The following is a 12,637-nucleotide window of genomic DNA, read 5'->3' as shown; positions in this document are numbered from 1 at the left end:
AATCCGCTTCTGTTGCCCGGTGCGGCCCGAACCGCGCTTTTGTCCTTGTAACTTCAGACCGTTAGGTCATTGGTTACGCGGCAATCGCGAGCGCCTCGTTATCGTTGGCACTTGTGTATGGGCCGTCACGGTGGTCCCATTCCGGGCAAAAGTCGGTGCTTTTCAACACACGTCGATCCTGGTTCGGCCCCATCAGAAGAGAAGAACCGCAGAGCCGACACGCATGAAGCGTGCCTTCTCATGCGGACTCAGCTCTTATGGTGGAGCCGCCGGGTACTGCCCCCGGGTCCGCTGTGCCTATTGCACACCGTCGTTTATCGCCATAGCCGGCCGAAACCGGCACGCCCTATATAGGGAATCGCCCCTTAATGTGAAGTGAGCGGCGGGTTTCACGTCGTTGCGAGCGGAGCGAAGTAATCCACTCTGCGCCGCTGGATTGCTCCGGCGCTACCGCCTCGCAATGACGATCTAACCCTTCTTCCGCAGCTCGTCCCTGATCTCGCGCAGCAGCTGGATATCGGCCGGGTCCTCGCCGATCTGCTTGGTCACCACCTTGTTCGCCATCTTGACGAGCAGGAAAATGATGAAGGCGAGGATCAGGAAGTTGATCAGGACGGTGAGGAACTGGCCCCAGCCGAGCACCGGCGCGCCGGCGGCCTTGAGCGCCGCATAATCGTTCGGCGAGCCCGCATAGCCGGCCGGCACCGGCCCCAAGAGCACGAAGTAAGAGGAGAAATCGAGCCCGCCGAAGAGCGCGCCGACCACCGGCATGATCATGTCCTCGGTCAGCGCGGTGGTGATCGTCGCGAAGGCGGCGCCGATGATCACCGCGACGGCGAGATCGAGCACGTTGCCGCGGGCGATGAAATCCCGGAATTCGCGAAGCATGATGGCCCCTCCCGTTGCGCAGGCGTTCCGGACTACCTACGTTTCCAGCCGCATCATTGCAAAGGGAGGGCTTCGCCCGTGCGCAATCGCCTGCTTCTCGCCGTCTTCGCGGCGCTGACCGTCACTCTCTCCGCCTGCGGCATCAACTCGATCCCGACCGCCGAGGAGGCCGCGAAGGCGAAATGGGCCGACGTCCAGAACCAGTATCAGCGCCGCGCCGACCTGATCCCGAACCTGGTCAACACCGTCCGCGCCGCCGCCACGCAGGAGCGTACCGTGCTGCGCGAGGTGACCGAGGCGCGCGCCTCCGCGACCCGGATCACGGTGACGCCCGACCAGCTCACCGACCCAGCCGCCGTCGCCCGCTACCAGGCCGCGCAGTTTCAACTGACCCAGTCGCTGCAGCGGCTGCAGGAGGCCTATCCGGAGCTGCAGAGCAACGCGAACTTCCGCGACCTGCAGAGCCAGCTGGAGGGCACCGAAAACCGCATCGCCGTCGCCCGGCGCGATTACAACGCGGCGGTGCAGGCCTATAATACCGAGATCCGCACCTTCCCCGGCGTGATCGGCGCGCGCGTCATCTACGGCTCGCAGCCGATGGCGCCGTTCCAGGCCGAGGAAGCGGCCCAGCGCGCCCCGACCGTGGATTTCGGCAACCAGCAATAGGTGGACGCGCTGAAACAACCACCGTTCGGGCTGAGCCTGTCGAAGCCCCGTCCTGTCCCTGAGCTACCAAGAAGGTCAGCCCTTCGACAGGCTCAGGGCGAGCGGTGGTTCTTGCGCCTTGTCGTCATCCTCGTTGGCCTGCTGGCCGCGCCCGCCGCCGCGCAGACCTTCCCGCCGCTGAGCGGCCGGGTCGTCGATCAGGCGAACATCATCCCGGACGACCGCGAGGCGGCGATGACGCTTCAGCTGGAGCAACTCCAGCGCGCCACCAGCCGCCAGCTCGTCGTCGCCACGATCGCCGATCTCGAAGGCTATGAGATTGTGGATTATGGCTACCGGCTCGGCCGGCACTGGGGGATCGGCCAGTCGGAGGCCAATAACGGCGTCATCCTGCTTGTCGCGCCGAATCAGCGCCGGGTCAGGATCGAGGTCGGCTACGGCCTCGAAGGCATCCTCACCGACGCTTTGTCCAGCCGGATCATCAATGAGCAGATCGTGCCGCGCTTCCGCGCGAACGATTATGCGGGCGGGATCGAGGTCGGCACCGCCGCTCTGGTTTCCCAGCTCGCGGCGCCGCCCGAGGCGGCCGAGCAACGGGCGATCGAGGCGGAGCGCGCGCGCGACAGCGCGGACGCGCGCGGCGACGACGGCGGTGGCGGCGCCCTGGAATGGATCCTGATCGTCGTCGTCATCTCCACCGTCGGCTTCAGCGTGATCGGCGGCGTTCTGGGCGGGCTCGGCGTCGGGAGCGGCCGTCGCTACCGCCGCGGCCGGGTGTCGCCCTGGGGGCGGGACTATGACCGGGGTGGCGACAGCGGGCTCGGCTGGTTCATCGCCGGCGCTGTGCTCGATGCCGCCCTGCGCGGCGGCTCTTCGGGCGGGTCCTCCTGGAGCGGCGGCGGCGGCTCCTCCTGGGGCGGCGGCGGAGGCGGCGGCTTTTCGGGCGGCGGCGGCTCGTTCGGCGGTGGCGGGGCGTCGGGCTCATGGTGACCCGCCTCACCGAAGCCGACCATGAAAAGGTTACCGACGCGGTTCGCGCCGCCGAGGCGAAAAGCTCGGGCGAGATCGTCACCATCGTCGCCGCACGCTCCGATTTCTATCACGATGTCGGGCTGCATTACGCGGTGCTCGCGATGCTGCTGGTGCCGGCGCTCGGCGCGGTCGTGCCGCAGGGCTGGATCGACTGGGGTCTCGGCCTCTTTCTCGGCTGGAACGCGGAGCTGAGCTTCCGGACGCTCATGGTCCTGATGTTCGTCAAGATGGCCCTGTTCTTCCTGATCGTCCGCTACGCGCTCGCCTACATGCCGCTGCGCATGGCGCTGACTCCGCGACGGACCAAGGCGCGCCGCGTTCATCGCCGCGCGGTCGAGGTCTTCCGGACGGGATGCGAATTGAAGACCCGCGGCCGCACCGGCGTCCTCATCTATCTCTCGATCGCGGAGCACCGGGCCGAGATCGTCGCCGATCAGGCGATCACCGAGAAGGTGCCGGCCGACGTCTGGGTCGCCGCCCTCGCCGCCTTGATCGACGAGGTGAAGGCCGGCCGCCCCGGCGACGGCCTCGCCAAAGCGGTCGGACAAGTCGGCGACGTGCTCGCGCCGATCCTGCCGCCGATCCCGCACGACGAGAACGAGCTGCCCGACCGGCTGGTGGAGCTGTGAGCTGCACGCCTCCTTATCCTCCCTGCGCCGTAGGCGTGGGGAGGGGGACCGCCCGGAGGGCGGTGGAGGGGCTGAGCCGCGCCGCTGGCCCCTCCACCGCGTTGCACGCGGTCCCCCTCCCCATCCGCTGCGCGGACAGGGAGGACTAGATGGACGACACCCCCGAAACCGTTTGGGAGGGCAAATATCTCGTCGTCCGCAAGCAGGGGGCGTGGGAATATGTCTCGCGCACCCGCAACATCCACGCCGCCGTTATCGTCGCGATCGACGAAGACGAGGAGGGCGCGCACATCCTCCTCGTCGAGCAATATCGCGTGCCGCTCGGCTGCAACTGCCTCGAGCTCCCCGCGGGCCTGGTCGGTGACGATGCCGAGGGCGAAGAATGCGAAGTGGCGGCGATCCGCGAGCTGGAGGAGGAAGCCGGCTACCGCGCCGGGCGGATGCGCGATCTCGGCCGCTGGTACAGCTCGCCCGGCATGGTCTCGGAGAGCTTCACCTTGCTCCGCGCCGAGGGCCTCACGAAGGTGGGCGAAGGCGGCGGCGTCCATGGCGAGAATATCCTTGTCCACCGCGTGCCCCTCGCCGGCGTCGCCGGCTTCGTCGCCGGCAAGCGCGCCGAGGGCCTCGCCATCGACGTCAAACTGCTCCTCCTGCTCGGCCGGGAATTGCTCGCCTGACTCCTTCCGGCGTAAAGAGCGGCATGACCCGCCGCGCCGGCCTCGCCGCCCTCCTCGCCCTCTCCGCCTGCACCGCGCCGGAGGAGCCGGTCGCCAACCGCTACGATCGCACCACGGCCGAAATCGAGAATTTGGCCCGCCAGCTCGACGCCGAGACCGAGAATCAGGTCCGTGGCGTGGAGGCCGAGGTGCAGAACCAGATCGACGCGATCGCCAACAGCCAGGCCAATCAGGCGATGCCGGCCGCGACCAACACCGCTGCACCGCCGCCGGCCGCCAACGCCGCGCCCGCGAACCGCGCCCGCCGCTAGCGCCCCGCTTCGCCTTTCTTCCCGCCCGATGGCCCCCGCGCCCGGCCGAGCATGTCGCGCATCACCGCGATCTGGGTGCTCAGCTGTTCTTTCTCGCCGGGGCTCCGCGCCGCCCGCCGTTCCGACTGAAGCTCGGAAATCGCTTGCTCGCAGAGCGCGGCAAGACGCTTCTGTTCCGTACTTGGCTTCGAGGTGGCCATGCCTCACCGCCGGAATCTCGCGCCGGCAGGACACCCATTGCAATCGGCCGGCGTGCTGGATCAAGCACTTACATCGTTTCGCAGGAGAATGCCACTCTCCTGCGACCGCCGCTCCTCCGCCGCCATGGCCCGCCCGCTCGCGATGCTGTGCAGGTCGGTGCAGGAAAAAGGCTCGGTCAGGAACAGGCCGGCGCGCCCGTCCCGGGACCAGCGCACCACGCCGCGCCGCTCCGGCGCGCCCGCGACCTTCAGCTTCACCGCCATGCCCGGATGAAAGCGGCCGTCATGGGCGAAGCCGACGCCATATTGCGACAGATTGAACAGCTCGACCTTCGCCGCGCCATGCTCGTTCGACGCCGTCGCCTGGGCGATCACCGGCAGCCGCGGCGCCCGGTAGCCGAGCTTGCGCCGCTCCGCCGCCAGCTCCTGCAGCAGCATCGGGCAATCGATCGGCTCGCGGAACACGGCGCCGCAGCGGCCGTTCGCCGCCCACACCACCCGCGCCTCGATCAGCATGGTTTCTGACAAGGCGATCTCCAGCCGCTCGCCGGGATCGATCGGCCGGTCGACCTCCAGCATGATACCGCGATCGGAGATGTTGCGCACCCGCCAGAGGGCGAGCTCGCCGGCGCAGCCGACCTTCGCGGTGCGATAGACGGTCCGGAACCTGTGATCGGCGCGGCGATCCGGCTCGGCCTCGGCATCGGGCTGGATCTCCATCTCGTCATCGATCAACTGCGCACGTGCCATGACCTTCCTCCTCGCTCTCGCTTTTGTTCTCCCTGCTATCCGGCCCGAAAAAGATGCGTCGAATAGTTTGATCTAAAGCAATGAGCGCGCGTCCGGTTCCATCAAATACTTGATTTTACTTGGTTAAATTTACCATTTGTTAACTATGAGCGCCGAGCGCAGTGCCGGCCAGCCTGCGTCGCCGGGCGACAGCCACGCCCCTGTCGCCCCGATCCCGCCAATGCTATGATCCGCCGCGCGGGGAGGCAAAGCATGAAGCGGTTGATGGCGCTCATGGTGCTGGGATGCGGCGCCGCCGCCCCCGCCTGCCCGCCCCCGCCGCCCGGTTATGTCCCGCCGACCCGGGAGGAAGCCTTGCGCCGCGACGTCGCGACGGCGCAGGCGATCGTCTATGCGGTCGTCGAGAGCCCGATCGGGGACGGCGATCTCGATTTCGCCACCGGCGCCTTTACCGGGCGCGCCGGCACGGTCCGTATCCTCCACGTCTATAAAGGCGAGCTCGCGGTCGATCAGCGCGTCGCGCTCTACGGCTTGTCCTACGACACCAGTTGCGGCAGCCTGCGCTATGCGCCGGAGACCGGCCGCCGCGGCGCCTATGGCGTGCTGTTCCTCCACCACCGCGTCGAGGGCGGCCGCCCGCTCCCCTTCACCGGCTTCCGCCCGCAAGCCGACGTCGCCGAGATGATCCGCCTGGGCCTGATACGGAGCGCCCGGCCGGCCGGGAACTAGGCAAAGGCCCGCGTCGCCGCCCGCCGGGCCTTTCCTGTTTCAGCCGGTCCGCTAACGGCCAGGAACGGCCGAACCCACCGGGCGTTGTGGATCATAGGCCTCAAACAAGAGGGCCGCGGGAAAGGATCGGCGCATGGCCAGGGATTACGATTGGGCCATGGGAGCGACCCTGCTTGAGGATCTGCCTCCCGAAACGGATGGCTCGCCCCACTATCGCGAGCTGGTCAGCGACGATCTGAGGCGGTGCTTCGATTATGCCGCGATGATGTCGGTCGAGGGCCGCCGCAAGCTGCATATCGAAACGGCCGATGGCGGCCGCATCGAGGCGGCGGAGCTGGCCGACTCCTTCGGCGACGAGGCCGTCGAGCACGCCCCCCTCGGACCCGCCAGACTCGGATAGCGGATCAGTCCGATCCGGGGCGCGGGCCGCTAGCCTGTTCCGCGCTTCTTCTTCGGCGGGGCCGGCGCCGGCTCGGGCGCTTTTTCGAACATCTCCGCGCGCACCGGGCGGAAAAACTGCAGCCCGATCGAGAGGCTCCGCACCCACCGCACCTCGGCCGCGAAGAAGTGGGGCTTGCGAAGCTCCACGAAGACCAGCGAACCCACGGCCAGCGGCATGTCGGTGAGCCCGCAGCCGCCTGTGCTCGAGATGTTCTTGAGGTGCAGGATCCCCAGCGTCTTGCGCTGGCGCACGATGACCTTGCGATTGCTCAGGCAGCGGGCTTCGCGCCGCCGCTCGACGGCCTCCGGCTCCGCGTCGGCCTCGAGGCCGACGGTCGATCGGATCGCATTGGCCCAATCAGCAAGCTTCACCCGCAGACCTCGCAAAACACGCGGCGCGGTCCGCTGTGCCGTTCGACCCGCTGGTTTGCCCCTAGCATCGGGAAGTTAGCGAACGATTGACCGGCGATGCCCGAAAAGCCGAGCGCAGCGCCGCCGGCGTGCAACGCCGCCGACGGAGATCTCGCCCCAAACCCCTCACCTCCCCTCCCTGACTTCAGGGAGGGGCCGGGGTGGGTTCCCCTTCACTCCAGAACGCCCCGCCGCCGCGTGATCCGGGCGACGGTGATCGCCTGGGCGACGCTCATCGGCCCCAGCCCCTCGGGCGGCTCGACCTCCGGATCGAGCAGGGCGATCGCCCCGGTGACCAGGTCCCGCTCCACATGCTCGCGCCCGGCCGCGACCGCCGCGTCCCAGCGCGCCGCGAAGTCCGGCCAGCGCGCGCGGTGGCGATAGGCGGAGGCGGGCGTGATCCCCACCGCCCGCAACGCATGAGCGACGTTGGCGCAGGCCGCGAGCGCGGTGCAGAAGCGCGCCTCGATCCGCGGCGTCCACTGCCCCAGCCGCGCCCGGACGATCTTGCGCCGGCCGTCGGGCCCGAGCGTGACGACCAGCTCCTCGCCGTCCTGCGCGCCCCAGCCGGCCGGCGGCTTGCACGATTTTCCCCTCTCCCGCTTGCGGGAGAGGCTGGGGTGAGGGTCTGTCCTGAGCCTGCCCTGAGCCTGTCGAAGGGCCGCCTCGCAGGCGCGGGCGAAGGCGGGGTCATTGGCCTTGCGCCAACAAACCCACCGCCGCGACACCCGCGCCCGCTCGGCCGCGATGCTGTGATTGCCGGTGGCGCGCAGCGCGGCGAGAAAGGCGGCGCGGCGTTTCTCGCTCGTCTTCGGATTCATGGCCTTGCCTCCTTCGTTGGAGGCCAGTCACTTATGCCCGGCGAACCCCTGTAGGAAAGCGCAAACGCCCCCGCCCTCCGTCATCCCGGACTTCGATCCCCCTTCGCCCGGAACGCCGACCCCGGACTTGATCCGGGGGCCGCTGACGCGAAGCGGCACCGAGGCGAAACCGACGTGCGCGCAGCAACGTCAACCAGCGCGTAGAGCCGTTCCACGCCCGGCCAAAGGAACCGTCACCGTCCCTCACCCGGATTCAAACATGGCGGTTGGAACGATCAAGAGCATCGAGAAACAGAGCGGCGTGAGGCTCCGATAAGGCGATCGCTTGACAAACGGGCACTTAGTGTGTATCTATACGCATATCGAAAGGAGTAAGGCCCGTGGCCACCGTCATGTATCCAGCGATCATCGAGCGCGCCGGCGAGGGGTTTAGCGTCTTCTTCCCCGATCTGCCGGGATGCACCTCATATGGCGCCACCGCGACCGAGGCGGCTCTCAATGCCGAAGAGGCTCTGGACGGCCATTTGCTCGTCTCGGCTCAGCACGGCGATGAATTGGCCGATCCTTCCGCCCTGGAGGATATCGAACGGGATCCGGAAGTGGATGAGGTCGCGCGCCTGTTGGTGAGGGCCGACAAGCCCGGAAAGGCCGTGCGCCTGAACATCACCATGGACGAAGGGCTTGTCGCGGCGATCGACCGGGTGGCGAAGAACCGCTCGGGCTTTCTGTCGGAAGCCGCCAGGGTCGCCCTGGCCGCGAAACGCGAATTGCAATCGGCTTAAGCCCGAAGCGCTAAGCGCAACGCGACGTTTGCGCCGTAAACGGCAACCGGCGCCGTAGACCGTTCCGTGCCCGGCCAGTCTGTCCTGAGCCTGTCGAAGGGGGACAGGACTGAAACGAAATTCGACCGTAGGTCACCTCACGAATTCAGTTCGTGACGGCACCCGGCGTTCAACGAGGCAGGCGACCGGCGGCATAAACCGGCGCGGGAGCAAGGATAGTCAGCTAAGGTAAGGCGCGCGCTACCGCCTATGCTTCCTCATTGATCAGCCCAATTGCGCGCAGCAAGCCCGTGAGATCCGGCTCAACAGCGGCGGCACGTAGCGCGCCAGCGAGGTCGATCCGAGGCGTAAGATCGACGCGTGTCATCGGCTTGGCGTACTCTTGCCATTCGTTCTGAAGCGCTTGGAGCGCTGCTTGCGAAGTCGGAGGACGAGCTGCCGCCCGACCTGGAAGATGCCTGAGCAGCAGGGCCTCATGGCATGGCTCCTGCCAAACAAGCGCAATACCGAGACGAGCGGCTAGAGCGATAGCTTGAGCAGTTCGTTGTGGATTCTCCGCCTTCTGATCGCCATCGAGTAGGATGAACTTCTCGGCAAACGTACCCCGCCTTCTTCGAAGGTGAGCGATCCGGGCCTCGGCTTTTTCTACTCGCGCCAGCGGGTCGCCAGCCGGCGCGAGGTCAACTATTTCTAGATGAACCCGGATGCCCGCATCATCGGCAAAGCCAGCCAACAATGCGCCATAGCCTGTCTCGCACTGCCCTTCGCAGCCGAAAAAGATCGGGCGCCTCGGCTCGATCAGCGGGCGCCGTCGATAACTCATCCGATCTGCGGAACGGCGCCGTAAACACCGCTGAGATATTTGCGATAAAGATTATCGTCCCGCCTAATCGATTTCATGTCCATCAGGCTGAAAATCTGGGTGCGACCTTGATGATCCTTTTCACAAAGGATCACTTCCTCCTTCGTGAGATCATCAAGTAGCGATGCAGAATGGCAGCTCAACCAAATTTGCGCATCGAGCGGATTCCGCTGCTCTTTATCATAAAACCAGCGCAATAGCTCGGGCAGCACAAGCGGATGGATCATCACGTCGAATTCGTCGATAATCGCGATGCCACCTTGCCCCAGTGTCATTGCAAGAAGCGGGAAGAGCCGGATAAAAGTGCGGGTGCCGTGGCTTTCTAGTATCCAAGGCATTTCAACCTGAAGGCCTTCATGCCGAAACATAGGCATCGGCCCATTGCTGCCTCGCTCAATCCGCATAGCCTCCACACCCACGTCGACTCGTTTTAGGTCGCGGTTGAGCATCTCCACGAGGTCTGGCCGTTGTGCGAGAAACTCAATCACGGCCGCATCGTCGATAGTCCCGCCAATCGCCATGATGGATAGGACTTTACGCGCAGCTTCCTGGAAGAGCTGCGCCGTCGGATGCTGAAACATCGCAAAGGAGGAAATAACCGACGCATTTGGCCGCAACGTGTTGATCAGGTGCCGATAGCCTGAGAGGGGGAACGACTTGGAACCAACCACATCTCCCGATTGGTCGCGCTCAAAGACGCGTTGCCATTTTCCTTTTGCGCCGGGCTTTTGCCGTAGGATTTCGCTCGTAACGCGGTGCGGAGCGCCGTCCTCGACTTCGATTTCTAGCTCGTAACGATACACCCCATGCTGCACCGGCTCGCCCTGCTCGGCACGCTCGCGCACCTCTACTGTAAAATCCATGACCCCACCGAACTCGATAGCGAGACGTATGGGCCGCCAGCGCGATGGCTCGTCATTGAACCGCTCACAGGAAAAGCCGGGCACGGTCCGCTGTGAACTATCGCGCACGAAACTGACGATGAATTCGAGCGCCCTCAGAACCGTCGTCTTTCCCGACGCGTTGGGTCCGTAGAGCGCCAAAACCTTTGGTGCCCGCAACTCCGAACCTTCGAAGATTGGGCAATAACGGGCATCCGGATCGCTCACATTGGGAGCGACAATGACGTCCAGAATTTGCGGGTCTCGGATCGAAAAGAAATTCTCGATCTCCAAGCGATAGAGCACGGCCGACTCCTTCTGGCCTGAATATACGATTTTCACATAAAAATGTCAATCTCTAGATTTCAGATCGCCAGTGCGGCTTTATAGGCCCTTCCAATATATGAAAAGGCCCCGCGATCGCTCGCGGAGCCTTCCTCATTTCAGCCTGGACCCCGGCCTTCGCCGGGGAACAGATCAATCGTCGTCCCGGGTCAAAAACGCCGGCGCGAATTCGGGCGCGGGGCCTTCCCGATCATCCTGAGCCTGTCGAAGGACGCGCTCGGAGCGCGGGCCCCGGTCGCTACGGCCTTCGCCGCTGCACTCGCCCCACCCCGCCTGAAGCACGGCCCTGCTGATCGCCCGGAACATGGGCTCCAACGCGGGGTTGGCTGCTCGCCCTCGTATCCGGGCAGGGAGTATCCTCATGCGTTCGAACAAGCTCGCGGCGCTTGCCGCCATTTCCATTCTCACCGCCGGCGCCCCGGCCATCGGCCAGTCGGCCGACACGCTCAGCCTGGCCAATGCGCCGGCCGCTCGCGCCGGGGAGTCCACCGAAGGCAGTGCGCTGGAGGGCGGCTCCTGGCTTCCGCCGTTGCTCGCCGGCCTGATCGTGCTGGGCGGCATCCTGATGGCGACCGGAGTCCTCTTCGACGACGACGATCCGGTCAGCCCGTAGTCGCGTCCCCAACGCCCTCATTCTGCGCAAACGAAAAGGCCCCGCGATCGCCCGCGGGGCCTGATTCCCCTCCACGCCTTCGTGGAGGGGTGAGGGGTGGCTACTTCTTTTTCGAAAGAGAAGAGGCCACCCCCGACCCCTCCCACAAGTGCGCGAGGGGAGCAGGTCAGCCTCAATCGTCGTCCCGCGTCAAAAACGCCGGCGCGAACTCGGCCGTCGTTAGGCTTTCCGATCATCCTGAGCCTGTCGATTGACGGCCACCGCTTCATCGTCGTGAAGCTCGTCGGCGATATCGAAGGGCAAAGTCTCAAGCGCCATGACCGTCAAGCCGCCGCCGGCTTTGCCGCAAGCTTCACGCCGAGCGCCTTCATGATCGCGATCATGGTGGCGAAGGAGGGATTGCCGCTCTCGCCGAGCGCCTTGTAGAGCCCGGCCCGCGTTATCCCGGCCGCGCGGGCCAGCTCGGTCATGCCGCGCGCGCGCGCGACGTGACGGAGCGCGTCGCGCATCTCGTCGGGGTCGCCTGCCTCGAACACCGCGTCCAGATAGGCGGCGACCGCCGCGTCGTCCGCCAGGAATTCGGTGATATCCCATTGCGTGGTTTCAAGCGTCATCGTTCGCGTCCTTCGCCATTGCTTTGGCCTTGCGGATGTCGGCGGCCTGGCTGGCCTTGTCCCCGCCGCACAGCAGGACCACCAGCCGCCCGCCATGTTGTGCCAGATAGAGGCGATAGCCGGCGCCATGATGGATGCGCATCTCGCTGACACCGTCGCCCAGCGCCTTCACGTCGCCAAGATTGCCCATCTGGGCGCGCTCGATGCGCCGTACGATCTGCGCCTGCGCCCGGATATCGCGCAGCCTGGCGAACCAGGCGCGAAACACCGCCGTCTGGCGCACTTCCATCATCGCGCCTGATAAACAACGCGCGCCGACGTGTCAACTACAGGATACACGGCCCTGAGGTAGCAAACAGAAAAGGCCCCGCGATCGCTCGCGGGGCCTGATTCCCCTCCACGCCTTCGTGGAGGGGTAAGGGGTGGCTACTTTTTTCCGAAAGAGAAGAGGCCACCCCCGACCCCTCCCACAAGTGCGCGAGGGGAGCAGGTCAGCCTCAATCGTCGTCCCGGGTCAGGAACGCCGGGGCGAATTCGGGCGCGGGGCCGTCGTCGCCGCGCTCGCGGCGGGGCGGGCGCCCCTCACGATCGCCACGGCCTTCGCCGCGCGGTCCACGATCGTCGCGGTCGTCACGGCGCGGACCACGGTCGTCGCGATCGCCGCGCGGGCGATCATCGCCGCCACGGGGACGATCGTCCCGGCCCCCACCCTCACGACGAGGCCCGCGGTCGTCGCGGCCGCCGCCGTCCCGACGCGGCCCACGGCCACGGTCGCCGCCGCCGTCACGGCGCGGGCCGCGATCGCGGTCGCCGCGCGGCTCGCGCGGCGGCCTCGTGTCCTCCAGCTCGGCGCCGGTTTCCTGGTCGACGACGCGCATCGACAGGCGGACCTTGCCGCGCGGATCGACCTCGAGCACCTTGACCTTCACGTCCTGGCCTTCGGCGACGACGTCGGTCGGCTTCTCGACCCGCTCATTCCTCATCT

19 protein-coding genes and 1 other RNA gene are annotated in these 12,637 nt (G+C 66.4%); 9 read left to right on the top strand and 11 right to left on the bottom strand.

From position 1 onward, the window contains the following. Both ssrA and mscL read right to left on the bottom strand, forming a co-directional pair. Nucleotides 1–379: a transfer-messenger RNA gene (gene ssrA, locus ACT4N3_RS08960) on the bottom strand. A gap of 89 nt (nucleotides 380–468) precedes the next feature. Further along, the gene (gene mscL, locus ACT4N3_RS08955) at nucleotides 469–888 is read right to left on the bottom strand and encodes a large conductance mechanosensitive channel protein MscL (RefSeq protein ID WP_444854875.1); all 420 of its coding nucleotides are present in this window, start codon (nucleotides 886–888) and stop codon (nucleotides 469–471) included. A 78-nt stretch (nucleotides 889–966) separates the two neighbouring features. Here mscL and ACT4N3_RS08950 point away from each other — a divergent pair, with 78 nt between their 5' ends. The 5 genes from ACT4N3_RS08950 (at nucleotide 967) to ACT4N3_RS08930 (ending at nucleotide 4,203) form a co-directional block, all read left to right on the top strand. After that, a complete protein-coding gene (locus ACT4N3_RS08950; protein ID WP_444854874.1) occupies nucleotides 967–1,554 on the top strand; it encodes a LemA family protein in 588 nt (195 codons plus the stop codon). Nucleotides 1,555–1,665: 111 nt separating this feature from the next. Further along, on the top strand, nucleotides 1,666–2,544 hold the full coding sequence (locus ACT4N3_RS08945) for a TPM domain-containing protein (RefSeq protein WP_444854873.1): 879 nt from the start codon (nucleotides 1,666–1,668) through the stop codon (nucleotides 2,542–2,544). Then, nucleotides 2,538–3,215 (top strand): TPM domain-containing protein, encoded by a 678-nt coding sequence (locus ACT4N3_RS08940; RefSeq protein ID WP_444854872.1) that lies wholly within the window; start codon nucleotides 2,538–2,540, stop codon nucleotides 3,213–3,215. Before ACT4N3_RS08945 ends, ACT4N3_RS08940 begins: the two co-directional genes overlap by 7 nt. A gap of 149 nt (nucleotides 3,216–3,364) precedes the next feature. Continuing rightward, a complete protein-coding gene (locus ACT4N3_RS08935; RefSeq protein WP_444854871.1) occupies nucleotides 3,365–3,892 on the top strand; it encodes an NUDIX hydrolase in 528 nt (175 codons plus the stop codon). A 23-nt stretch (nucleotides 3,893–3,915) separates the two neighbouring features. Beyond that, nucleotides 3,916–4,203, top strand: a complete 288-nt coding sequence (locus tag ACT4N3_RS08930) for a hypothetical protein (RefSeq protein WP_444854870.1) — start codon at nucleotides 3,916–3,918, stop codon at nucleotides 4,201–4,203. Here the strand turns inward: ACT4N3_RS08930 and ACT4N3_RS08925 are convergent. Together ACT4N3_RS08925 and ACT4N3_RS08920 are read right to left on the bottom strand one after the other, a co-directional pair. Continuing rightward, on the bottom strand, nucleotides 4,200–4,403 hold the full coding sequence (locus ACT4N3_RS08925; protein WP_444854869.1) for a hypothetical protein: 204 nt from the start codon (nucleotides 4,401–4,403) through the stop codon (nucleotides 4,200–4,202). The two genes, ACT4N3_RS08930 and ACT4N3_RS08925, sit on opposite strands and share 4 nt — an antisense overlap. A 60-nt stretch (nucleotides 4,404–4,463) precedes the next feature. Next, the gene (locus tag ACT4N3_RS08920; RefSeq protein ID WP_444854868.1) at nucleotides 4,464–5,153 is read right to left on the bottom strand and encodes a PilZ domain-containing protein; all 690 of its coding nucleotides are present in this window, start codon (nucleotides 5,151–5,153) and stop codon (nucleotides 4,464–4,466) included. A gap of 252 nt (nucleotides 5,154–5,405) precedes the next feature. On the opposite strand from ACT4N3_RS08920, the gene ACT4N3_RS08915 reads away from it, so the two are divergent. Both ACT4N3_RS08915 and ACT4N3_RS08910 read left to right on the top strand, forming a co-directional pair. Continuing rightward, a complete protein-coding gene (locus tag ACT4N3_RS08915) occupies nucleotides 5,406–5,882 on the top strand; it encodes a hypothetical protein (protein WP_444854867.1) in 477 nt (158 codons plus the stop codon). 133 nt (nucleotides 5,883–6,015) lie between these two features. Beyond that, a complete protein-coding gene (locus ACT4N3_RS08910) occupies nucleotides 6,016–6,282 on the top strand; it encodes a hypothetical protein (protein ID WP_444854866.1) in 267 nt (88 codons plus the stop codon). A gap of 29 nt (nucleotides 6,283–6,311) precedes the next feature. On the opposite strand, the gene ACT4N3_RS08905 is transcribed toward ACT4N3_RS08910, so the two are convergent. Both ACT4N3_RS08905 and ACT4N3_RS08900 read right to left on the bottom strand, forming a co-directional pair. After that, complete coding sequence (locus ACT4N3_RS08905; protein ID WP_444854865.1) at nucleotides 6,312–6,710, bottom strand: PilZ domain-containing protein; 399 nt, start codon at nucleotides 6,708–6,710, stop codon at nucleotides 6,312–6,314. A 197-nt stretch (nucleotides 6,711–6,907) separates the two neighbouring features. Next, complete coding sequence (locus ACT4N3_RS08900) at nucleotides 6,908–7,555, bottom strand: hypothetical protein (protein ID WP_444854864.1); 648 nt, start codon at nucleotides 7,553–7,555, stop codon at nucleotides 6,908–6,910. 380 nt (nucleotides 7,556–7,935) lie between these two features. Between ACT4N3_RS08900 and ACT4N3_RS08895 the strand changes: the two genes are divergently transcribed. Then, nucleotides 7,936–8,337, top strand: coding sequence for a type II toxin-antitoxin system HicB family antitoxin (locus ACT4N3_RS08895; protein ID WP_444854863.1), 402 nt, complete (start codon nucleotides 7,936–7,938; stop codon nucleotides 8,335–8,337). 247 nt (nucleotides 8,338–8,584) lie between these two features. Here the strand turns inward: ACT4N3_RS08895 and ACT4N3_RS08890 are convergent, their stop codons facing one another. Then, the gene (locus tag ACT4N3_RS08890) at nucleotides 8,585–9,160 is read right to left on the bottom strand and encodes an RloB domain-containing protein (RefSeq protein ID WP_444854862.1); all 576 of its coding nucleotides are present in this window, start codon (nucleotides 9,158–9,160) and stop codon (nucleotides 8,585–8,587) included. Further along, entirely contained in the window at nucleotides 9,157–10,386 is a 1,230-nt protein-coding gene (locus tag ACT4N3_RS08885; RefSeq protein WP_444854861.1) for an AAA family ATPase, read from the bottom strand. Before ACT4N3_RS08885 ends, ACT4N3_RS08890 begins: the two co-directional genes overlap by 4 nt. A 400-nt stretch (nucleotides 10,387–10,786) precedes the next feature. Between ACT4N3_RS08885 and ACT4N3_RS08880 the strand changes: the two genes are divergently transcribed. After that, a complete protein-coding gene (locus ACT4N3_RS08880) occupies nucleotides 10,787–11,038 on the top strand; it encodes a hypothetical protein (protein WP_444854860.1) in 252 nt (83 codons plus the stop codon). 323 nt (nucleotides 11,039–11,361) lie between these two features. Here ACT4N3_RS08880 and ACT4N3_RS08875 read toward each other — a convergent pair whose 3' ends face one another. From ACT4N3_RS08875 to ACT4N3_RS08865, 3 genes are all read right to left on the bottom strand, one after another. Continuing rightward, entirely contained in the window at nucleotides 11,362–11,652 is a 291-nt protein-coding gene (locus ACT4N3_RS08875) for an addiction module antidote protein (RefSeq protein WP_444854859.1), read from the bottom strand. Then, nucleotides 11,642–11,944, bottom strand: a complete 303-nt coding sequence (locus ACT4N3_RS08870; protein WP_444854858.1) for a type II toxin-antitoxin system RelE/ParE family toxin — start codon at nucleotides 11,942–11,944, stop codon at nucleotides 11,642–11,644. The genes ACT4N3_RS08875 and ACT4N3_RS08870 overlap by 11 nt, the downstream gene beginning before the upstream one ends. Nucleotides 11,945–12,149: 205 nt before the next feature. Further along, on the bottom strand, nucleotides 12,150–12,637 hold a 488-nt coding region (locus ACT4N3_RS08865), incomplete at its 5' end, for a S1 RNA-binding domain-containing protein (protein ID WP_444854857.1).

It is taken from the genome of Sphingosinicella sp. (assembly GCF_052388015.1).
Lineage (GTDB): Bacteria > Pseudomonadota > Alphaproteobacteria > Sphingomonadales > Sphingomonadaceae > Allosphingosinicella.
The sequence above is the reverse complement of the archived record's forward strand: the minus strand, read 5'-3'. Positions and strand labels throughout refer to the sequence as shown.